Origin of the sequence: Ensifer sp. SSB1, from assembly GCF_016652895.1 — a bacterium.
Classification (GTDB): Bacteria; Pseudomonadota; Alphaproteobacteria; order Rhizobiales; family Rhizobiaceae; genus Ensifer.
Genome location: NZ_JAEPRP010000053.1, coordinates 1 through 21,888 on the forward strand (window position 1 = coordinate 1; position 21,888 = coordinate 21,888).

Genomic DNA, 21,888 nt, shown 5'->3' on the forward strand with positions numbered 1-21,888 from the left:
GCAGGGCCGCGCCCCGCGAACGCATCACAGGCCGATTTGCGGCGAGGTAGGACGCCTCGCCCGCCAGCATGAATGTCGCAAGTGCCGCCATGATAACGACGGCGACGGAAGCCCAGACGAGGACGTGTCTCTGGTCCTTGCGCACGAGTTGCCCCACGATCAAGAGGATGCAGGCCCCTGTGACCACCAGGATTTCCGGCAGGCTCGCGACAATCCACGAAAGGAGTGTTGCCGCCGTCATGGGCCTCCCCCCTTGGTGCGCACTTCGTCCAGGAGATGCGTGGCGGAACTGTCGATGACGTTGAGAAACGGCTTGGGGTAGAGCCCGACCCAAAGCACGAAAACGGCAAGCGGCAGGATCGCTGTCAGTTCGCGCGCATTGACGTCACGGATCTTGAACCGGTCGACGACATTTACCGGGCCGAGCGCCACCTTTCCATACATTCCAAGCAGATAGGCCGCGCCCAGCAAGGCGCCGAGAACGGCCGCCGCACCGGTGGCGAGGTTGGCTGCAAAGCCGCCGGAGAGCACGAGCAGTTCACCGACGAACGAATTGGTGCCTGGCAACGCCATCGACGACAGCACGAACAGGGCGAGGAACCCGGTATAGACAGGCGCCACCTTCATCAGGCCGCCATAATTGGCGATGCTGCGGGTGTGGGTCCGCTCGTAGATCAGGCCGACGAAGAGGAACAAGGCGCCGGTCGTCACGCCATGATTGAACATCTGCAGGATGCTGCCTTCGAGGCCGTGCCGGTTGAGGGCGAATATCCCAAGCGTCACGAAACCCATGTGGCTGATGCTGGAATAGGCCACCAGTTTCTTGAAGTCGTCCTGCGCCAACGCGAGAAAGCCGCCATAAACGATGGCCAAGGCCGACAACGCCATCATCAGCGTCGAATAGTGAACCGATGCTTCCGGCAACATCGGCAAGGAGAAGCGCAGGAAACCGTATGCGCCCATCTTCAATAGAACGCCAGCAAGGATGATGCTGCCGGCGGTCGGCGCCTGGACGTGAGCGTCGGGCAGCCAGGTATGGAGCGGGACCATCGGTACCTTGACCGCAAAAGCGACGAGGAAGGCAAAGAACAACCAGGACTGCGTCGTAAAGGGCAGGTCCGTACCCATGAGCACGAGAATGTCGAATGTCCGGCCGCCCTGGAGATAGAGCACAATCACGCCGACGAGAAAGAGCAGGCTGCCTGTCAGCGTATAGAGGAAGAACTTGAAGGCGGCATAGACCCGCCCCTCGCCGCCCCAGACGCCGATGATCAGGTACATCGGTATCAGCATGGCCTCCCAGCAGACGTAGAAGAGGAAGAGGTCGAGAGCCGAAAACACGCCAAGCATAAGGGCTTGCATGGCAAGCAGGCTGATCATGAATTCCTTGACCTTGCGGTCGATGGCGACCCAGGAGGCAAGCACGCAGATCCAGCCCAAGAGTGTGGTCAGGAATACAAAGAGCGCGCTGATGCCATCGATGCCAAGCGCATAGGTGATGCCGAGTGCGGGCACCCAGGGACGCCTCTCGACGAACTGCATCTCGTGGGTCGTCGGATCGAAGCCTAAGAGCATGAAGAGCGCAAGCGCGCAATCGAGCACGGTGAATGCGAGTGCCATCCATCTGACCGCATCATCGCTGCGAAGCAGCAACAGGACCACGGCACCTGCGGCGGGCAAAAGGACGATGAGGCTGAGCAGTGGAAAGGTCATGCTACCCCCCTACTGCCAGACGACGGCAATTATGGCGGTCGCCGCAATCACGCCGGCGATCATTGCCAATGCGTAGTGGGTAACGACGCCGGTCTGCAGCCGCCGCAGCGTCCCGCCTCCGTCCAGGATGGCTCGGGCAAGGCCGTTCACGGCTGCGTCCACGCCGTTAAGATCAAAGCGAAGCCCGGCGCGCGCCGTACCATGCAGGAACGGCAGAACGGCGGTTTCGCTAACGTCGCTTGCCGCCTTTTCATACCGGGCGAGCGGTTTTTCGGCGAACCACAGGAACGCTCGCGCGCCTCGACGATAGAACCAATCGGTGTCGAGGCTGACGGTGTTTTCCGGATCGAGCGCCCTTAAGAACAAGACGAAGGCCAGAGCCGTGAACATCAGCACGCCGAGGCTCTCGGTGATGTGGGACCCGGTATAGGGTTCAAAGACGACCGGATAGGGAAGAAGTGCGTAGAGCGGCCCCGGGAACACGCCGATCGCGATGCAGAGCACCGCAGCCATCGCCATCGCAACCAGCATGTTGCCCGGCGGTTCGTGAGCCTCGATCTTCCGATCTGTCCCGAAGAACATGAAATACGGGAGCTTGAGACCAGTGTGCAGGAACGTGCCCGACGAGGCCATCGTCAGTGCCAGCATCACCCACGCCCGGTGATCCTCGCCGGCGGCGGCCACCACCATCGACTTGGTGACGAAGCCGGAGAAGAAGGGAAAGGCCGAGATCGCCAAGGCGCCGATCATGTAGAGTGTAACCGTCAGCGGCATCGTCTTGTAGAGCCCGCCAAGCTCGGTGAGCTTGCGGCGCCCGGTGACCTGGATCACCGCCCCTGCCCCCATGAACAGCAGCGCCTTATAGAGGATATGGGCGAAGGCATGGCTGGTGGCGCCGTTTACGCCCAACTCCGTACCGATGCCGATGCCAGCCACCATGTAGCCCACCTGGCTGACGATGTGATAGGCAAGCAACCGCCGACAATCGTTCTCGAGCACTGCGTAGATAACGCCGTAGAGCGCCATTGCGGTGCCAAGCCAGACGAGAAGTTCCGTTCCCGGGAAGGCGCGAGCGAGCACATAGACGGCCGTCTTGGTCGTGAAAGCACTCATGAACACCGCCCCGGTCACGGTCGCCTCGGGGTAAGCGTCGGTCAGCCAGGCATTGAGCGGCGGCACTGCCGCATTCAGCAGAAAGCCGACAAGGATCAGATAGGCGCCGGTGTCCATTGAACCCGCAATTGGGCCGAAGAGGAACGAACCCGCCGATAGCCCATGGTGCACGATGCCGCCGAGTAGCAAGACGCCGCCGGTAACGTGGACCATGAGATAGCGAAACGCTGCGCGGGTCGACCGTTCGCTCTGCGCGGCAAAGACCAGATAGGCAGATGCAAACGCCATGCCCTCCCAAAAGAGATAGAGGGTCAGGTAATCGCCGGCAAAGACTACTCCAAGCGCGCAGCCGACATAGACGAAGGCGGCCACGTGCTGACCAGCGCTCTTCAGATGCAGGGCATAGATCGTGCCGATCAGCGCCATGATCGAGAAGACGGTCGCGAAGACGACGCTGAGCTTGTCGACCTTGGCAAGCAAAATGTCCTGGCCGACGAAGCGGGCCGCGCCATAGCTGCCAGGTTCGATCGTCAGCACCGAGACGATGGCGAGAACCGGGACGAGAACCAGATAGGCCCTGCGGATCGACCCCTTCAGGACCGGGATCGCTACGGCGCCAAGAATGAACAGCAAGGCGGGGTGGACGAAGTCAGTCATAATAGTCCTCGCGCCGCATGAGCCCAACTTGATGGCCGAGGAACTTGGAAACGAAAATCAGCAGCAGGCATGAGCCGAAACCGTAGACGGCTGACCAGCCCGGCAAGCGCTCCCAGAGGTATTCGGAATGCTCGCGCGGGACCAGGAAGTCGGCAGCGACGATGAGCACCAGGACCAGATAGAACAGCCTGCGGCGCGGCACTGCGTATCGGGGATCCCCGAAGAAGTCGACGAGACGCTTGATCATCGGATCACTCCTTCTGCAAGCGTGACAAAATAGCCTGGGAACATACCCATGAGCACAGACAGGGCGGCCGTCGCGACCAGGGGGATTGTCACCAGGGGAATTTCGCGGATGGTGTTTTGACCCTCCGACGCCTCTGTCCTCCCGAAAAAGGCGACGTAGCTGACCGGCAGGAAATAGGCGGCATTGAGGACGGAACTTGCCAGGAGCACCGCGAGGAACGCCATCTCGCCTGCCTCGACCGACCCGAGTGCCAGATACCACTTGCTGATAAAGCCCGCGGTCGGCGGCACGCCGATCATGCTGAGCGAAGCGACGAAGAATGCCCCCATCGTCCATGGCAGCCTGCGCCCGATGCCTGCCATGTCGCTGATGTTGCGTTTGCCTGACGCGCAATAGATCGACCCGGCGCAGAAGAAGAGCGTGATCTTGGAGAATGCGTGCACGGCGATGTGAAGGATGCCGCCGACCATCGCCACCGGTGAAAGCAGAGCCGCTCCAAGCACGACATAGGAGAGTTGGCTGACAGTCGAGTAAGCAAGCCGCGCCTTAAGGTCGTCGCGTGTCAGCGCGTATATGGAGGCCGTCAGGATGGTGAAAGAGACAAGATAGGCTGTCACAATGCCGAGCCCCAGATTGCCCATCAGGCCCACGCCGAAAATATGGAACACCACTCTGAGCACACAGAAGACGCCCATCTTGACCACAGCCACAGCATGGAGCAGCGCGCTGACCGGTGTCGGCGCCACCATGGCGGCAGGCAACCAGGCATGCATCGGCATCACCGCGGACTTGGCAAAACCGAAGAGGTAACAGAAGTAGACAACCGTCAGCAGTCCGGCCGGTGCATCGCCCCTCGCCAACAAGCCGCCGGGCACGAAGTCGAGCGATCCCGCCATCTGGTAGGTCAGTGCCAGAGCTGCGAGAAGCACGCTTTTGGAGGCGCCCAACAGATAGACAAGGTATTTGTGGCTGCCCGCCCAGGCCGCGTCGTCCTCGTGGTGGTAGACCAGCGGATAGGTCACGAGGCTTAGCACCTCGTAGAAGATCACCAGCGTGAACAGATTGGCGGAAAAGGCGCCGCCGACGGCGGCCGCCAGACTTGTCGCAAAGCACGCGAAGAAGCGGGTCTGTGCGTGCTCGTGAAGGTGCTTCATATAGCCGATCGAATAGACCGCCGCTGCGATCCACAGGAGCGACGAAACGGTCGCAAACACCATGCCGAGCGCATCGACCCGGAATGCAAAATCAATCCCTGGGAGGATCTCGAACAGGCGCAGTTCGACCGTGCCGCCTGCCAGGACCGTCGGTGCCATCGAGATGACAATCGAAAACATGGCGACCGCCGCCAGCGGCGAGACGACGTCGCGGAGTTTCTCGTGCTTGTTGAGCAGGAGAATGGAAAGAGCCGCCACCCCTGCAACAGCGACGGCAAGTAGCGGCCGGACTGATATCACCGGTTCCAAGCCGCTATCCTTTCATCAAGGTCACGTCGTCGATCTTGAGGGTGGCGCGGTTCCTCACGAGGGCGACCAAAATGCCAAGGGCGACGGCAACCTCCGCCGCGGTGATGGCGATGACGAAGATCGCGAAGATCTGTCCGCGAAGGTCATCGTAGTAGTGTCCAAAGGCGATGAAATTGATGTTCACCGAGTTCAACAAGAGCTCGAGCGACATCAGCACGATCAGGATGTTGCGCCTGAGCAGCACACCTGCGGCCCCAATCACGAACAGGACGACTGAAAGCAGGACGTACCAGCCAAGTGGAACCATCATCGCCACTCCTTCCGGGCGAGGACAATGGCCCCGACGAGGGCTGCCAGAAGGATCACCGAGGCAACCTCGAATGGCAGCAGGTAGTCGGTGAAAAGAGTGGTGCCGAGTTGCCTGATTTTATCGCCTGCTGGCGCGGCGGCGGGCTCGCCCACCGAAAGGCGGTTGCTCCAGAGCACCAGCACAGCCATCTCGATCCCCAAAAGGACGAGCAGGACCAGAGCCGGAAGATTGCCGCCGGGCAAGAAGCGCTGCAGCACCGCTTCGCGCACGTCGATCATCATGATCACGAACAGGAAGAGGACCATGATCGCGCCGACATAGACGAAGATCTGGACGACCGCGAGCAGCGGCGCCTCAAGCAGGACGAAGATGGCTGAGATTTGCAGGAAACATGCCATCAGCGCCAATGCGCTATGGACTGGATTGCGCGCCATGACCACTGTCAGGGCTGTGATGACAGCCCCTGCCGCGAACAGAAGGAAGAACCCCTGGCCCATCGACGCAGACCCTCCCGCGCGCACTATCGTTCAGCGCGAGGCGGCCTGAAAAAGATAGTGCCACACTTCAGATGCGTTCTAAAATTGTGCGCCTCTATCGGATTTTTCACAAGATGATTGTCGTCAATACAAATTGTTGTTAGCCCTTGAAGCCTGCATCCCCTGGATTGGCCGCGCCAACCCTTGGTATAAAGCATGTCGAGGAAGACCGGGCGCTATACTAACCTTGCACACCTAGTATAACCGGGGACAGTCATGCGCCGGGCTACATGCCCAAAGAGGATACGGCTGCTACGGCCGCCCGTGAAATTTGGCATCAATTTCGAAGTCAAAAAGGATGCGAGAGCGGAATAGCAACGTGTGATCAGGCTCACAGTAGCCGTCTTCTCGGTGAGGAACAGCAGAACACAACGCCACTGTACAAAGAAGCCGGTGATCAGTCGCTTCAATTCGGCGACATCCTGAAAGCGTATGAACTGCGGTCTGACCGAGTCTTGCGTAACCCGAATTGATTAGTCAGAAACCCTAGAAATTCGTTGCGTTCGACCGCCGCAACTGTGACAATATACTTGTAGTTGCGCATCCAAAAAGCACAGGTCAGAGATGAACTTGTGCTGGTTTGCATTGCCGCGCAATTCCTCCATTTCAAAAGTGTAGCTTGGGCCTCCGTCCCTGCGGAGGCTCAAGCATTTGTGCTCATGGCCTCATGACGAAAGCGGCTTCTACAGGCGTCCTGCTAGCGCCTATTGCTGGGACGTCGTGAAACAGCCAGGAGACGCGTGGGCGCCGCCAAAAATCACGAGCAAAAGGGCAAGTTCCAAGATCCGTCCGCAATGCCACAAGCGGTTGGTCCGACCGGATGCAAGCGCTTGCGCCTACCAACGCACCGTCAAACGGGCGCCGATCACCCCGAGCAGGGCCAGGCCGAGGATTGCAATCGTATACCAGGTCGCGACAAAGAGCGGTGAATCGTCCGGGCAGTGCGCCGCATAGAAAGTCGCGGCGATGCCGCCGGCGGCAAGGCCCGCAAGCGCGCCCGAGAGTTCCGGGCGGGATGGCGCCCCGTGACGCAATGCCAACAGGAAGAGTGCCAGCGGCGCCAGGCCGATCAGCGGAATAAAGGTCAGGCAAAGCACACTGTTGGTGCCGATCAACCTTGCACCCCAAGCCTCGGGCGGCACGGAAGCAAGCTCCAGCACAACGCCGACGACCACGAGCAAGGGCGCGATCGACAGATAGCGCAGCAGCCTGCGCGGCTCGGCCTCCGGCCAGCCGGCAAGACGCATGGCCGCAAAGGCCGTCGTCGCCAGCGCAACGGTGACGACGAACTTGAACAGGAAGCGCAGCGTCTCGACAGCCGTAGCGACATCCGGCCGCGGCCCGAGCAACAGGAAGAAGACGACCCCGGCAAGCACGATCGCTCCAGCTGCAGCAGCCCGCCAGACGGTGTTCATGGACAAGCCCGGTCGCCGGTTGTCTGCCGCGAGGGCCTTGATGAGGTCATTTGTATCCATGTCAGTTCCGTCCAAACCGGCGGGCGATCGCAGCCAAGCCGCGATGAAGCGCCACGCGAACCGCCGTCTCGTTCATATCCAGTCTCTTGGCCGTCTCGGCAACCGAACAGCCGTCGATCGAAATCGCGTTGACGACCGAGCGTTGACCCGGTGCGAGGCCCTCCAGCGCCCGGCCGATCTCCCAGTCGCGAAGCTTCTCGGTTTCCGCGCTCGCAAGCGTTTCCTCGATTTCGTCGATACCAACAGTCGGGCGGCGAGCCTGCCGCCGGACGGCGTCGACGAATTTGTGCCGGGTGATTGCATGGAGCCAGGGAACGACCGGCGCATCGTCTCGCCAGGTGTGGCGCTTGACGTGAACCGCCAGAAGCGCCTCCTGGACGATGTCTTCGGCATCGACGCCACCACCGGCCGTCCACCGCCGCGCCCAGCCGCGAATGACCAGGGCTGCTTCGCGCAGGAAATCGCCATAGGCCTTCTCGTCACCAGCCACGGCCTGGCGCAGAAGTCTTGCGAGATGTTCGTCGTCCGCGCCACTCACCCGCGTCCATCCTCTTCATTCGCCGGTTCCAGGCTTTTGTTACATTGCGATCAAGGAAATCGCATGGGCAATCTCGTCCCGCCCACTGACATCCTCGTGACAGCTCGCGTCGGCATCACGAAAGCGTGTTGCCGACTTTATGTAACGCCACCAGCCTCCGCGACGAAGAACCAGACGTGCGCCTCAGACAGGACGCACGGGAACAGTTCAACACGGAGATACAATGATGTCCATGAAGTCCACGATCAGCAGCGCAATGCTGGCAAGCGCTGTGGCTGCCGCCCTCTCGTCGCTCGCGACCGCGGCACCGCTCACCGAAGCGCAGGTCAAGAGCGCGATGGATGCCGGCAAGGAGAAATGCTTCGGCGTCGCCCTGAAAGGCCACAACGATTGCGCCGCCGGACCGGGAACGACGTGCCAGGCAACCTCCACCGTCGACTATCAGGGCAACGCCTGGAAATTTGTCGATGGCGGTACCTGCACGACGATGAAACTGCCCGACGGCCGCATGGGCTCACCCGAGCCTCTCTCCCGCGACATGCCATCCTGATCCAACGCGCAGCGGAACGGAGCGGTAAACGCGCCCCGTTCCGCATCGGAATTGCGAGATTGGCGGGCCAGGGACGCTCCCTCCCGCCATCACGCATCACACCAATGAAACGGGATTGGCAATGAGCACTTCAACGAAAGATAGCGGACTTGCCCTGGTGAGCCCACGCCTGCCGAAACATAAGATTGCCGGGCTGGCCGGAACGAGCTTCAAGCCCCAGCACCTTCAGGCGATCCTTGCCGATGATGCGCCTGGCGGCTTCTTCGAGGTTCACGCCGAAAACTACATGGGCGCCGGTGGCCCCCCGCACGCCGCACTTGCCCGGATCCGCGAGGAATTCCCGGTCTCGCTACACGGCGTCTGCATGTCGATCGGCGGCCCCCAACCCTTGGACAGAGCGCATCTCAAGCGCTTCAAGGACCTGGTCGAGCGCTACGAACCGGCGCTTGTCTCCGAGCATCTCGCCTGGTCGACCCACGAGACAATCTACTACAATGACCTCTTGCCGCTTCCCTACACAAAGGCGACCGTTGCTCGCGTTGCCGAGCATATCGATGAGGTCCAGGAGACAATCGGCCGCCGGCTTCTGCTTGAGAACCCCTCCACCTATGTCACTTTCCCAGATTCGACGATGAGCGAAACGGCATTCCTCCGAGAGCTGGTGAACCGCACCGGTTGCGGGCTGCTGCTCGACATCAACAACGTCTTCGTCTCGGCCACCAACCAGGGCTACTCCGCGCTCGCATATCTCGCCGATTTTCCGCTGGACCATGTCGGCGAAATCCATCTTGCCGGGCATGCGGAGCAGGAAGACGACGAGGGTGAACTCCTCTTGATCGACAGCCACGATGGACCGGTCGCCGATGCGGTCTGGAAACTTTATGAGCTGGTCATCGGCCGCAGCGGTCCCTTACCGACGCTGATCGAATGGGACAGCGCCATTCCAGACTGGCCGTTGCTCAAGCGCGAAGCGACCGCCGCACAGGCGATCCTTGACCGCCGTGCGCAGGCGCAGCCACGGGAGAAGATCCGTGCAGGCGTCTGACAAAATTGCGATCGCGCTCAACGATACTGGCGGCGGTTACGCGGCCGGCTTCGTGCCACCACTTCTCGATCCCGAGTGCCCGACGCCGGCGCTTGTATCGGGTCCGAACGGCAAGGCGGCGGTCATGCGCTTCAACGTCTACCGCAACAATGTCACCGTCAGCCTGATCGAGGCGCTCGCAGCAACCTTCCCGGTGACGAGGCGCATAACGGGCGAGACGTTCTTTCGTGCCATGGCGCGCTTTCACGTGCGGGAAACGCCGCCGACCTCGCCGCTTCTTTTCGAATTTGGCCGGGACTTTCCGGGCTTCATAGATCGCTACGAACACGCGCAGTCGATGCCCTGGCTTGCCGACGTGGCGCAGATCGAACGCGCCTGGCTCGACGCATATCACGCGGCCGACGCGGCGGCCCTAAGGCCCGAGTGCCTCACAGCCGTTCCGCCCGGGCGACTTGGGGAAGTGGTCTTCGAGCCGCACCCGGCAACCAGGCTTGTTCGGTCTGACTATCCAGCGGCAACGATCTTTGCCGCCAACCGGGCAAGCGGACCTGTTGGCCGGATCAAGACATCGGCGCCGGAGAGCGCGCTGATTGCCCGGCCCCAGCTGGAAGTCGTTGTGCGCCAGCTTTCGCCGGGAGCCGGCATTTTGCTGTTGCGGCTGCTTGAAGGCGTGCCCCTGGCGACAGCCGCGACAGAAGCAGCAGGCCATGACCCGACGCTCGACCTTGCCGCCGTCATTGCGACGGCGCTCGAGATCGGCGCTTTTTCAGCCATTCGTCACGGAGGATGAAAACATGATGTCCGCATCCAGCTCCCAAAATGGCGTCGACGCCACGAACCACCCCCAATGGGTCCGCCGCGCAAGCCTGGCCGTGGGCGCGCTCGCCCCTGTCTGGCTCGCCCAGCTTGTCCTGCGGTTTGCGCTCGCCGTTCCGTTGTTCCGTTCGGGCATGAGCAAGTGGGACGGATTCCTGCAACTGAATGATGTTGCAGTCCTCCTGTTCAGCTCGGAGTTCCAGCTGCACCTGCCCGGTGGCCCGTACTCCTATCCGGCGCCCGCCGCTATGGCCTTTGCCGCCGGTTCCGCTGAGATCCTTCTGCCCATCCTGCTGGTTCTCGGCCTGGCAACACGCTTTGGTGCGCTCGGACTGCTGGTGATGACCATAGTCGTCCAGCTGACCGTGCCGGACGGTTGGCCCATCCACATTACCTGGGCGGCGATGGCGCTCGGCATCATGGCCTCCGGCCCCGGCAAACTGTCGCTCGACCACATGCTGTGCACCTGGAGCGGCGGATCCCGTAAGCACTGAAACCGCCTACGGCGTCTGCCGCCGGGGCGGCAGCACTGCCCTGCGAGCGGTTGGCGAACATCGTCCAGCATTATCCGCCCGCGTTTCTAGGGATGGGCCCCGGTGTCGCCCATGTCCAGCGGATTTTGATCCTGATGGGCGGAACGACAATCGCCTCGCAACCTGCGAGCACTGAGGCGCCCTTGCCGGAAGGGATCTATGCTCGAAAGAGGATCACCGGGGATACCGAGTGTTCGCGACTTGACGTTGCAGCGCAAGCTCATTTAGTCATTGCTGACACAACCGTCGGTGATGCCGTGAGAGTGTTGATAGTCGAAGGCGATGAAGCATTGGGAGAGGAGCTTCGCGATCACGTCGCAGCTGCCGGACATGCCATCGACTGGTTTAAGAGACTTGCCGATGCGGGGGCAGCTACCGAAACGACTGGCTACGACATCGTACTTCTTGAGCTGCTGCTGCCGGATGGTGACGGGCTCACTCTGCTACAAGCGCTGCGAGCCCGGCATACGGGCACTCCGGTCATCATCCTGACCCCACACGATCGGGTGTCAGATCGGATTGACAGCCTGAACGCCGGAGCAGACGATTGCCTCTGCAAGCCGTTCGATCTGGGCGAATTGACAGCGCGTATGTTGGCGGTGACCCGGCGCTATGCGGGCAATTTGCGTTCCCTGGTCCAGTTGCCGGGTATCGTAATCGACCAGACTGTCAGGAGGCTGGTTGTCGACGGTCGGTGCCTGATGCTGAGCGCGCGGGAATGGGCCGTTCTGGACAAGCTGGTCGTCCGACCCGGTTGCCTCGTGTCGAAAGGCCAGATTCTTGACGCGCTTTATGCCTTCGGCTCAGAAATCGAGAGCAACACCGTAGAGGTGTATATCAGCCGCCTGCGCAAGAAGATCGGTCATGACCGGATAGAAACAGTGCGAGGGGTCGGCTACTTCATCAAGTGAGGTTAACCGTTCAATTCCGACGGTTCCATCCGCGTCGTCCCTGACATCGCTCATCCGGTTGAGATCGCCTTCACTTCCACCCATACGGTTCAACGCAGCCTGGATTTTCTTTGGCGTTCTCGTCCAGGCGCACCTCTTTGCCCAGCGGTTTTCAGCCGCTGTACGTTCGGTCGTCGAACCCCACTTTCTTGCACTGACTTACCGATCTGTATTGTTCGAGCGATCCGCCGGTAAATTGGCTGTCCTACCATTGAGGTGTCGCTTCACATGAAGGGTGGCATCGATGGAAAACACCTCCCCCTGGTCCCGGACCATTCTCGCGGCTGCTCTTGTCTCGGTTGCCAGCCTTGGCCCCATTTTCACATTTGCAGGCGGTTCGGCGGCCGCAGAAAAGGCCGTTCCAGCAGAAAAGAACCCTCCCGGCGACATACCGGATACGCAGGTCTTCATCGACTATGCGTCTCCGGACGGCTTCAGGATAAAAGTTCCTGAGGGCTGGGCGCGTTCCGACCACCCCGATGGTGCAAGTTTTGTCGACAAACTGGACGGCGTGACCGTCTCGATCTCAAAGGCCGCCTCGGCGCCGACCATCGAAAGCGTCAAGTCGAACGAGGTACCGGCCCTCAAGGCAGCCGAGCGGTCGGTGACCGTCACGACTGTTGAGGCAGTAAAGCTGCCTGCGGGGTCGGCGATCCGCATTGTCTATACCTCGAACTCCGCGCCGAATGCGGTGACCAACAAGCAGGTTCGGCTTGAAAATGAGCGCTACCTCTATTTCAGGGAGGGCAAACTGGCCACGCTCGAACTGTACGCTCCAAAAGGTGCCGACAATGTCGATCAGTGGCAATTGATGTCCAGGTCGTTCCATTGGAACTAGGATGGTCACGCTCATCGCGCACGAACTCTACCGATTTTTCCACACGGGCGAGGACGAGACATTCGCCCTTCGTGGGGTGAGCCTATGTCTGCGGCCTGGCGAGTTCGTTGCCCTGGCCGGACCTTCCGGCAGCGGGAAATCCACGCTGCTATCCTGTCTGACGGGGCTGGACGAACCGGATGGCGGACATGTCATGATCGACGGCAACCGGCTGACCCGGCGGCCCGAAGCGGCACGGGCGCGGATCCGCGCCGCGAATTTCGGTATTCTTCTCCAGTCGGGCAATCTGTTCCCGCATCTCGACGTTGCGCAAAACATCCGCTTTCAGATGCGGCTGGCGGGGAAACCGGACGGCGGGCGCGTTGAGCAACTTGTCGAAATTGTGGGGTTGCAGCACCGCGCCCATGCCTTCGTCTGGCAACTTTCAGGCGGTGAAACGGCGCGCGCCGGTCTTGCGGTGGCCCTTGCCGCAAACCCACCGATCCTCGTCGCCGACGAGCCCACCGCCGAGGTTGACGCCGATACCGAAGGCGGACTGATCGACTATTTTGCAATCCGGCGCAGCGCCGGCCTCACCACCTTGCTCGCAACGCATAGCACGGCCCTGACCCGAAAAGCCGACAGGACCATCTGGCTGCACGATGGGAAAGTCGAAGATGACTGAAATCCTGGCCGTCTGCAGGCACATCGACCGAGATTTTCCAAGCGGAAGCGACGGTCGCTTTGTAGTGCTGAACGATGTGGGTTGCGAGATCCGTGCACGTGACCGCATCGCCTTGTCCGGTCCGTCCGGATCTGGAAAAACAACCTTGCTGCATATCCTTGGTGGATTGGACCGTCCGACGAACGGAAAGATCGAGTGGCCTTCGCTTGGCAGCATCGAGCAGCTTCGCCCGCGTCGGATCGGCTTTGTGTTTCAGTCCCCGAGCTTGTTTCCGGCTTTGACCGCAGCACAGAATGTCGGTCTACCAGCCGTTCTGGCAGGTGAAGATCCGTCCTTCGACGGCAAAGAAGCGCACACCCTCCTGACCCGTTTCGGTCTCGGCGAACTTGCAGACAAGCTGCCCGAGGAATTGTCGGGCGGCCAGGCGCAAAGGGTTGCGATGGTGCGAGCCCTGGCTCTTCGACCACCGCTTATCCTAGCTGACGAACCGACAGGGCAGTTGGACGCTACAACAGCCCAGCGCCTGATGGACACGGTGCTGCAACACATTGAAGGAACGCCTGCCGCTCTCGTCATTGCGACGCATGACCGGGCGGTCGCAGCCCGAATGTCAACCCACTGGACGATCGAGCATGGCCGGTTGGCCACGCCACGATAAAAGGGGGGCGTGATGCTGGTTCTATGGATCCGCGGCGTTCTTACTCACCGGCTCGTTCGTGTCGCGGGGTCGGCACTAGGCATCGGCCTCACGACCACACTTCTTGCCGTCATCGCACTGTTTTTGGCGGGCGCGGCGGCTTCCATGACCTCCCGCGCGATTTCCGCCGTCCCGATCGACTGGCAGATACAACTCACTTCGGGCGCAGATCCGGACGCGATAAGGAAGATGCTGGATCAAACGACGATTGTCCAATCGGTTCATCAGGTGCGCTATGCGGAGGCTGCCGGCTTCGAGGCGATCACCGGCGGCACGGTGCAGACGACCGGACCTGGAGAGGTGGTCGCGTTCGACGGCGGCTACTTGCGCGACTTTCCGATGGAAATCCGATATCTTGCCGGCGACCGCGACGGCGTCCTGATCGCGCAGCAAACCGCGGCGAACCTGCATGTCGGGCCGGGCGACGAGGTGACGATCAAGCGGATCGACCTGCCGCCTCTGACGGTGAAGGTCGCGGGCGTCGTTGACCTCCCCGACGCCGATGCCATGTTTCAGGCGGTTGGGCTGGCGCCACAGGCGGCCCCGCAGGCCCCCCCGGACAATGTGCTTATCCTTCCGCCGGCAGATGGGATGCTGGCTTTTGATGCACAGGCGAAATCGCGTCCCGACACCGCAAGACTACAATTGCATCTCAGGCTCGTTCACGGTGCCCTGCCTCCAGACCCTGTATCGGCACTTGGTTTTGTCGCAGGCGCCGCGCGAAACCTGGAAGCCAAGTTCTCAGGGCAGGCACTGATCGCAGACAACCTGGGCTCTCGCCTCGATGCAGTGCGCGAGGACGCGCTATATGCATCCGTGTTGTTCCTGTTCCTCGGGGTGCCAGGCGTCGTTCTGGCAATCGTTCTCACCTTCGCGGTAACGTCCTCCGGTGCCGCCCGCCGTCGTGTCGAGCAGGCCTTGCTGCGGGTGCGCGGCGCGTCCAACCGGACAATCCTAACACTGTTTGCTGGCGAGGCAGCGGTCGCTGCGCTCAGCGGTACTGCCCTTGGAATTGCAGCGGCGTGGTGGCTGGGGCCTTTGGTCCCGGGGATGCGCCTTGTTCAGGCAACGGCCGCTCCAATTCTCGGCGTCGTGGCGATTGTCGGACTTACCACTGGCTTTGCAGCTTATCTCCAGCCTGCGTGGCGCGACATGCACCTGACGACCGTTAGCGCGGCGCGGCGTGTGGTCGGTGAGGCTCGTCCGCCACTATGGCAACGTTTGTGGCTGGACGTTCTGGTCCTTGCCGCGGCGGGCTTGTTTTTCTGGCAATCTGCAAGCACGGGCTATCAGATCGTACTGGCGCCGGAGGGCGTCGGGGCAACAGCCGTGGACTACAAGGCATTCATCGCGCCGGCCCTGCTCTGGATCGGGCTGGCCCTGCTGGGCTTGCGCTTGTCCAACAGCATCATTGAAGGCAACGGCAGGCTTCTGCGCGCCCTGATAAGGCCGGCCTGCGGCGTCCTTGCGCCGATTGTCGCTGCTGCATTATCCCGGCAGGCCCGGCGGATCACGGCCGGTATTGCGATGACGGCACTGGCCATCTCGTTCGCCGTCTCGATCGCGATTTTCAATGAGACCTACAGCGCACAGGCGCGTGTTGATGCAGAACTTACCAACGGGGCCGACGTCAGTGTCTTCGGTACCTCCGCAAATCCAGCCGATGCACATATGCAAGCGCTCGCAGCATTGCAGGAAACTGCGGTAGCGGAACCGATGCAGCATCGCTTCGCCTATGTCGGCTCCGACCTTCAGGATCTTTATGGCATCGATCCTCAACGCATTGGGCGTGCAACGAGCCTTTCGGACGCCTATTTCAGCAACGGCAGCGCGAAGGCGATGCTCGCCGCGCTTGCCGCAACGCCAGACGGCCTGCTGGTGTCACAGGAAACCGTCCAGGACTTCCAACTTGCGCCGGGCGACACGATCAACTTGCGACTGATGAGCGCTCAAGACCATCAATATCATCCAGTGCCGTTTAAGTTCATCGGTGTCGTGCGCGAGTTCCCAACCGCGCCGAAGGACTCCTTTCTCGTGGCCAATGCCTCCTACATTGCCGAAAAGACCGACTTTGCAGCTTCGGAATATGTGCTGTTACGAGCCAAGCGCGACCCAGCGCTTTTGAAGGCGCAAGCTTCCAATCTTCTTTTGTCCGACCCGTCGATGAAGGTCACTGACATAGGCGAGGTTGCTCACCTCATCGGTTCGAGCCTGACGGCGGTTAACCTGGCTGGTTTGACGGCCATAGAGTTGGTCTTCGCCGTGATGATGGCTGCGGCGGCAGGTGGATTGATGCTGGCACTTGGCATGATCGAGCGGCGCAGGAACTTCGCTATTTTGAGCGCCATTGGCGCGACGCGCCGGCAACTGTCTGCCTTTCTCTGGAGTGAGGGGCTTCTCGTTGTGGTCGGCGGCGTTTCCTATGGTCTTATCTCGGGGACAACGACGGCATGGATGCTGGTGAAGCTACTGACCGGCGTCTTCGATCCTCCGCCCGAAACACTATCTGTCCCTTGGGTCTATCTCGGTATCGTATTGTTGCTGGTGCTGGCGGCGGTCATCGTGGCGGTTGTGGTCGCGCGGCCACAGCGAGGACGCGATACAGAGTATCTGAGGGAGTTCTGAGCGCTCCGTTGAACATGCCCGACGCTACTGCAGCAAGCGCACCTTACTGATCCGTATGGTTCGGGAAACGCCCCCGCAAACATCGGGCTTCAAGCTGGGTTCAGTCCCCCAGATACGGCCGCATGCCTGAAGGCCCGGTATCGAGAGGCAACCCAAATAGGAGTGAGTGACATGAAAAAACCCATCATCGCAATTGGGCTGATATTGGCCGCGACGACGGCGACTGCTGTCGCTGCGGAAATGACCGACACAGTCAAGGCGATCGACAAGAAACACGATTCGATCACGTTGTCGGACGGCAAGACGCTCGCACTACCGGAAGGCATCGAAGCCGAAACGCTTAAAGTGGGCGAGAAAATCGCGGTCGTCTATTCACGCAAGGGTGGCAAACTATTTGCCACAAGCATTCACGCGGTAAAGTAAACATCATTTTGCGGGCCATAATCGCGCCGGCAACCCGCTTGTCGGCCGCGATGCGGCGTTCGATCAGTGGCCAGTCGAAGTGCGAAATCTTCGCGCCAAGCCGTCATGGTCCGTGGCAAGCACGTAAAAGTGCCGATTGTCACGGCGGGAACGGACGTCGCCGTCGCCATGAAATCGCCGCTAGCACCAACAATCTCCCTGTCGCTCTGATCGGGAAGCCATGATCCTGGAAACGGGTCGAACCCCCGAGAAAGCGCAAGGCGACGATGCGGCCGCCGTCAAGCTCCCCTCAAACGCAATCGCGAGTGCGTGGTGCACTTTTCTAAGGACCACCGAATTTTCCGAGCGTGCGCAGCTGAGAGGTTGGTAGCCTCCTTTGTCGGAAGTGCGCGCCTGGATAGCGCTGGCCTTAATCAGCAAGACGCCGTCCGGTATCGGCGTCGAAGAGATGCATGCTGCGGGGAGCAAAGCTCAATCCGACCCTGTCGCCTGCTCTTGCCTCCGATCGGCCATTGAAGACCACGGAAAGTTCGGGCGTCGTTGCCATTGTCAGGAAGCATGTCGCCCCCGTCGATTCGACGAGCGCCACCGGTGCCGAGAGAACACCCTCATCCGCCGCCGCAAGTTCGATATGCTCGGGCCGCAATCCGACGCTTAGGGCACGCCCCGGCTGTACGGTCCGGTCAAGCGCGATCGTTTTTTTGACCCCAAGGTCCAGAATGATCGACCGTCCATCCTGACTGCCGACCGCGGGCAGGAAATTCATGGCGGGGGAGCCGATGAAACCAGCGACGAACTTGTTGGCCGGCCGGTCATAAAGCTCAAGTGGGCTACCCTGTTGCTCGATGACGCCGTCACGCATGATGACCACATGGTCGGCCATCGTCATTGCTTCCACCTGATCGTGGGTGACATAGACCGACGTTGCGCCCAGCCGGTCGTGCAGCGCGCGGATCTCCTTACGCATATGAACGCGAAGTGCCGCATCGAGATTGGAGAGCGGCTCGTCGAACAGAAACGCCTTTGGGTGCCGGATAATCGCCCGGCTCATCGCCACGCGCTGCCGCTGGCCGCCGGAAAGCTCACGCGGGTAGCGCCCGAGCAGATGCGTAAGTCCGGTCACAGAGGCAACCTCGTTGGCCGCCTTCTTGCGCTCGGCCTTGGCAACGCCCTTGATGCGCAAGCTGTAGGTCAGGTTTTCCTCGACCGTCATGTGCGGATAGAGCGCGTATGACTGGAACACCATCGCCACATCGCGCTTGCGCGGCGGCACTGCGTTCATCACCTCGCCAGCGATCTTGAGCGTACCTGATGATATGCCCTCAAGGCCGGCCAACGACCGCAGCAGGGTCGACTTCCCGCAACCGGAAGGACCGACGAGAGCGGTAAAGCTGCCCTTGCGGATCGACAGCTCGATGTCCTTCAGCGCGTGATAGGCGCCGTAATACTTGTTGACGTTCGTCAGTTCGATCTGGGCGGTCATTTGAGCGCTCCCGAGGTAAGGCCAGAGACGATGCGGCGTTGCAGGAGGACGAAGATGGCGAGGATCGGCGTCACGTAGATCGCCGCATAGGCCATGATGTTGTTCCATTCATTGGTGTTCGGCCCCATGAAGGAGTTCAGACCCACGCTTGCCGGTTGCAGTTCGACGGCCTGGATCATCGACTTCGAATAGACGAACTCACCGAACGCCTGCATGAAGATCAGGATGGCGCTGACGAGGATGCCGTTTCGTGCCAGAGGCAGGACGATATTGAAGAAAGCGCCGACCCGGGAGTTACCGTCGACGAGCGCTGCTTCCTCCAATTCCTGTGGCACGCTCATGAAGGTCGCGCGTACCAGGACGACGAAGAACGGCATGCTCTTGGCCGCAATCGCAAGGATGACCGCAAGCCGCGGATAGTTGAGCAGCCCAACTTGCGAAAAGCCCACGAAGATCGGCGTGATCATCAGCGACGCCGGAAGGACCTGCAACATGAGAATGAGGAACAGCCCGATATCGATCCAGATGTTGCGGTAGCGCGCCAGCACGTAAGCGCAGCCGACACCGAGCACCGTGATGACACTGACTGCTCCGCAGGCGATAACCAGGGAATTCCAGATATATCGGCCCATGTTCCGGCTCTGCCAGACATTGCCGAAGATTTGCCACTGGGGATCGCTCGGCCAGAAAGTCGGCGGGGTCGCAAACATCTCTGATCCCGATTTGATCGTGGTGATGTACATCCAGTAGAGCGGGAAGAGATAGATGCCGGCGAGGATGATCGCGACGGCGAGAAGCAGGCGATCCCGGGATACATTGCTCATCCGCGCACCTCATGCCGTGTCGACCGCACGTAGACGACCGAAGCGATCATCACGAAGACGATCATGATCACCGAGATCGTCGCGCCCTTGGCGAAATCGTACTGCCGGAAGGACAAGTCCCAGGCCCAGTACTGCGTGACGTTGGAGGCATTGTTCGGCCCTCCCGAGGTGATCGAGGCGAAAAGATCGAATTGCTGCAGCGTGAAAATGAGCCCCAGAGCGACAATCGCCCCGATGGACGAACGCATCATCGGCAGGGTGATCGTCCAGAAGCGTTGCCAGACATTGGCGCCATCCAATTCGGACGCCTCATAAAGATCCCGCGGAATGGCCGACAGACCAACGGACAGCAGGATCATGTTGAAGGAGGTACCGAGCCAGATGTTTGCGATTATGACGGCCCAGAGGGAGTAACCGGGGTCCGAGCGCCAGAAGATGTTGCTGTCGATGAGGCCCGTTTCTCGCAGTATGAAGTTGAGCACGCCAAAATCGCCCGACAGGATCCAATTCCAGATCGCGCCTACCACAAGGCCGGGCATCACCCAGGAAACCAGAAACAGACCCCGCACCCAGGATGCGCCTGGAAAATTCGTCCAAAAGAACAGTGCCAGGCCAAAGCCGACAAGGAACTGACCGGTGATCGAGGCTGTGACGAAGGTCGCGGTATTGACCAGGATCGGCCACGTCTCAGGCTGAGCGAACAGATCCCTATAATTCTTGAGGCCGACGAAGGGGCGCCAGAAGCTGCCGAGGCTGAACATGTCGACCTCCTGAAAGCTCATGGCGATGTTATAGAGCAACGGCAGGCCGGACAAGGTGATGAGGAATGCGAGCGGCAGGCTGACAAGGCCGACATCGAAGCCGCGGCCGTCAATCAGGCTGGATAGAAGGCGTTTCATGTGTTCCTCCGCCGCCGAGGCGCCAGCACACACGGGCTGGTACTGGTGGCCTGCAAACGAGAACGACCAAGGGCATGCCGACACAGCCAGCATGGGTTACACGTTTTTAGCTCCTGCGCCTAATGGCGATCGAGCAAGCTGAATGGAAGGCGGCTGTCCACTCCGGTTCACATGCCGAAGCGTGCAGGCCGCCTTGCCAAAAGCTTTAGCCAAGGACTGCCTTTATCTTTTCAGCAGCCTGGTCGAGCGCATCCTTTGGCGTCATCTGCCCGGTCAACGCTGCCTGGATCGCATCCTGGATCGCCTTGGAGATCTTCGGCCATTCCGGATGGGGTCCGCGCGGCTTTGCGTATTTGAGCTGCTCATTGAAAACCTTGAGGGCCGCGTCCTTGAGCGGCACGCCAGTCTCCGGAATAGCGATGTCGGAACGGGCTGGAAGCTGGCCAAAGTCCTTGAACATGCGATTGTCCTGCGAGGCGAAGTACTCGAGCACCTTGAACGCTTCGGCAGGGTGTTGCGTATTGGAAAAGATCGCCCAGTTGAAATCGCCCATCGCCGACGAACGCTCCGCACCAAGCTCGGGCACTGGCAACAGCGCGACGCCCCAGTCGAACTTCGCCTCCTTCACCATCCGGTCGAGTTCCCACGGACCTGAAATGGCCATGGCGGCGTTGCCGGAGTTGAAGGTGCCGGTCGAATCCCACTGGCCGCGGGTCAGCGTGTCGGGCGAAGCCAGTTTCTCCGTAATGATGGTTTTCCAGATGTCGAGCGCCTTGACGGCGCCATCCGAATTGATGTGCTCGTAGCCACCGCCGGCCATCTGGGCCCAGGGGAGAAACTGGAAGGTCCCCTCCTCATTCGCCTTGGCCGAGAATGCGATCCCGTAAACATTGGCCGCGGGGTCCGTCAGCTTGCGGGCCGCTTCGACCAGTTCGTCCCATGTCTGCGGCGGCTTGTCAGGATCAAGGCCCTTCGCCTTGAACATGTCCTTGTTGTAGTAGAGCGCAATCGTATTCGTCGCCTTGGGAAGCCCGTAGTTCTTGCCATCCCACATCGTGGAGGCGAGAGGTCCGGGAAAATAGTTCGACGTCTTGACCACCGTCGACTTGGCGATCATGTCGGTGAGATCGAGGAACGCGCCGCGCGACGAAAAAAGTGCATGCTCCGGATTGTCTATGGCGATGATGTCGGGTGCCTGCCCGGTCGAATAGGCACGCATCGCCTCGCTGACGACATCGTCGAACTGGATCTGGCGATACTCGACCTTGATGCCGGTGTTCAACTTGTTGAAGTCCGAAATCAGGTTCGGTGCGGGTTGAATATCGCGATCGAGCGACCAGACGCTGATCGTGACATCTTCCGCCTTGGCAGACAGACCGAATAGAGAGACACCTGCAAGGGCGAACGCGCCCAGGATTGCGGATCCGCGGATAGCCATTTTCTCCTCCTTTGATTATCCCCGTGCCGGCATCCTCCATGCCGGCTGAGC

22 protein-coding genes and 1 pseudogene are annotated in these 21,888 nt (G+C 60.7%); 10 read left to right on the forward strand and 13 right to left on the reverse strand.

Translation table 11 applies throughout. From position 1 onward, the window contains the following. From I8N66_RS15155 to I8N66_RS15195, 9 genes and pseudogenes are all read right to left on the reverse strand, one after another. A pseudogene (locus tag I8N66_RS15155) lies at nt 1-241 on the reverse strand (hypothetical protein); the annotation flags it as partial. Further along, nucleotides 238-1,713, reverse strand: coding sequence for an NADH-quinone oxidoreductase subunit M (locus I8N66_RS15160; RefSeq protein ID WP_291154846.1), 1,476 nt, complete (start codon nt 1,711-1,713; stop codon nt 238-240). The pseudogene I8N66_RS15155 and the gene I8N66_RS15160, both read right to left, overlap by 4 nt. 9 nt (nt 1,714-1,722) lie before the next feature. After that, nucleotides 1,723-3,483 carry a Na(+)/H(+) antiporter subunit D gene (locus I8N66_RS15165; protein ID WP_291154848.1) on the reverse strand — a complete coding sequence of 587 codons (1,761 nt, stop codon included), beginning with the start codon at nt 3,481-3,483 and terminating at the stop codon, nt 1,723-1,725. After that, nucleotides 3,476-3,730 carry a hypothetical protein gene (locus I8N66_RS15170; protein ID WP_291154850.1) on the reverse strand — a complete coding sequence of 85 codons (255 nt, stop codon included), beginning with the start codon at nt 3,728-3,730 and terminating at the stop codon, nt 3,476-3,478. Before I8N66_RS15170 ends, I8N66_RS15165 begins: the two co-directional genes overlap by 8 nt. Next, on the reverse strand, nt 3,727-5,193 hold the full coding sequence (locus I8N66_RS15175) for a monovalent cation/H+ antiporter subunit D family protein (protein ID WP_291154851.1): 1,467 nt from the start codon (nt 5,191-5,193) through the stop codon (nt 3,727-3,729). The genes I8N66_RS15170 and I8N66_RS15175 overlap by 4 nt, the downstream gene beginning before the upstream one ends. Before the next feature lie 4 nt (nt 5,194-5,197). Continuing rightward, nucleotides 5,198-5,500 (reverse strand): NADH-quinone oxidoreductase subunit NuoK, encoded by a 303-nt coding sequence (gene nuoK, locus I8N66_RS15180; protein ID WP_291154886.1) that lies wholly within the window; start codon nt 5,498-5,500, stop codon nt 5,198-5,200. Next, entirely contained in the window at nt 5,500-6,000 is a 501-nt protein-coding gene (locus tag I8N66_RS15185) for an NADH-quinone oxidoreductase subunit J (protein WP_291154852.1), read from the reverse strand. Before I8N66_RS15185 ends, nuoK begins: the two co-directional genes overlap by 1 nt. A gap of 875 nt (nt 6,001-6,875) precedes the next feature. Further along, the gene (locus I8N66_RS15190) at nt 6,876-7,514 is read right to left on the reverse strand and encodes an NrsF family protein (RefSeq protein ID WP_113540284.1); all 639 of its coding nucleotides are present in this window, start codon (nt 7,512-7,514) and stop codon (nt 6,876-6,878) included. 1 nt (nt 7,515) lies between these two features. Continuing rightward, nucleotides 7,516-8,052 carry a sigma-70 family RNA polymerase sigma factor gene (locus I8N66_RS15195; RefSeq protein WP_291154853.1) on the reverse strand — a complete coding sequence of 179 codons (537 nt, stop codon included), beginning with the start codon at nt 8,050-8,052 and terminating at the stop codon, nt 7,516-7,518. Nucleotides 8,053-8,278: 226 nt separating this feature from the next. Between I8N66_RS15195 and I8N66_RS15200 the strand changes: the two genes are divergently transcribed. From I8N66_RS15200 to I8N66_RS15245, 10 genes are all read left to right on the forward strand, one after another. Further along, the gene (locus tag I8N66_RS15200; RefSeq protein ID WP_162768917.1) at nt 8,279-8,602 is read left to right on the forward strand and encodes a DUF2282 domain-containing protein; all 324 of its coding nucleotides are present in this window, start codon (nt 8,279-8,281) and stop codon (nt 8,600-8,602) included. Between the two features lie 121 nt (nt 8,603-8,723). Further along, nucleotides 8,724-9,647, forward strand: a complete 924-nt coding sequence (locus I8N66_RS15205; protein ID WP_291154855.1) for a DUF692 domain-containing protein — start codon at nt 8,724-8,726, stop codon at nt 9,645-9,647. Between the two features lie 4 nt (nt 9,648-9,651). Beyond that, complete coding sequence (locus I8N66_RS15210; RefSeq protein WP_291154887.1) at nt 9,652-10,437, forward strand: DNA-binding domain-containing protein; 786 nt, start codon at nt 9,652-9,654, stop codon at nt 10,435-10,437. Between the two features lie 4 nt (nt 10,438-10,441). Beyond that, nucleotides 10,442-10,957 (forward strand): DoxX family protein, encoded by a 516-nt coding sequence (locus I8N66_RS15215; RefSeq protein WP_291154856.1) that lies wholly within the window; start codon nt 10,442-10,444, stop codon nt 10,955-10,957. Between the two features lie 296 nt (nt 10,958-11,253). Beyond that, a complete protein-coding gene (locus I8N66_RS15220) occupies nt 11,254-11,907 on the forward strand; it encodes a response regulator transcription factor (RefSeq protein ID WP_291154889.1) in 654 nt (217 codons plus the stop codon). 283 nt (nt 11,908-12,190) lie between these two features. Continuing rightward, a complete protein-coding gene (locus I8N66_RS15225; protein WP_291154896.1) occupies nt 12,191-12,784 on the forward strand; it encodes a hypothetical protein in 594 nt (197 codons plus the stop codon). A 1-nt stretch (nt 12,785) separates the two neighbouring features. After that, nucleotides 12,786-13,448 (forward strand): ABC transporter ATP-binding protein, encoded by a 663-nt coding sequence (locus I8N66_RS15230; RefSeq protein ID WP_291154858.1) that lies wholly within the window; start codon nt 12,786-12,788, stop codon nt 13,446-13,448. Then, nucleotides 13,441-14,106, forward strand: a complete 666-nt coding sequence (locus I8N66_RS15235) for an ABC transporter ATP-binding protein (RefSeq protein WP_291154859.1) — start codon at nt 13,441-13,443, stop codon at nt 14,104-14,106. Before I8N66_RS15230 ends, I8N66_RS15235 begins: the two co-directional genes overlap by 8 nt. Before the next feature lie 12 nt (nt 14,107-14,118). Further along, nucleotides 14,119-16,770, forward strand: coding sequence for an FtsX-like permease family protein (locus I8N66_RS15240; RefSeq protein ID WP_291154860.1), 2,652 nt, complete (start codon nt 14,119-14,121; stop codon nt 16,768-16,770). 171 nt (nt 16,771-16,941) lie between these two features. After that, nucleotides 16,942-17,193, forward strand: coding sequence for a DUF1344 domain-containing protein (locus I8N66_RS15245; RefSeq protein WP_291154861.1), 252 nt, complete (start codon nt 16,942-16,944; stop codon nt 17,191-17,193). Nucleotides 17,194-17,602: 409 nt separating this feature from the next. Here the strand turns inward: I8N66_RS15245 and ugpC are convergent, their stop codons facing one another. From ugpC to I8N66_RS15265, 4 genes are all read right to left on the reverse strand, one after another. Continuing rightward, a complete protein-coding gene (ugpC, locus tag I8N66_RS15250; protein ID WP_291154862.1) occupies nt 17,603-18,676 on the reverse strand; it encodes a sn-glycerol-3-phosphate ABC transporter ATP-binding protein UgpC in 1,074 nt (357 codons plus the stop codon). Next, entirely contained in the window at nt 18,673-19,500 is an 828-nt protein-coding gene (locus I8N66_RS15255; RefSeq protein ID WP_291154863.1) for a carbohydrate ABC transporter permease, read from the reverse strand. The genes ugpC and I8N66_RS15255 overlap by 4 nt, the downstream gene beginning before the upstream one ends. After that, nucleotides 19,497-20,399 carry a sugar ABC transporter permease gene (locus I8N66_RS15260; protein ID WP_291154864.1) on the reverse strand — a complete coding sequence of 301 codons (903 nt, stop codon included), beginning with the start codon at nt 20,397-20,399 and terminating at the stop codon, nt 19,497-19,499. Before I8N66_RS15260 ends, I8N66_RS15255 begins: the two co-directional genes overlap by 4 nt. A gap of 205 nt (nt 20,400-20,604) precedes the next feature. After that, nucleotides 20,605-21,837, reverse strand: coding sequence for a sugar ABC transporter substrate-binding protein (locus tag I8N66_RS15265; RefSeq protein WP_291154865.1), 1,233 nt, complete (start codon nt 21,835-21,837; stop codon nt 20,605-20,607). Between the last annotated feature and the right edge of the window lie 51 nt (nt 21,838-21,888).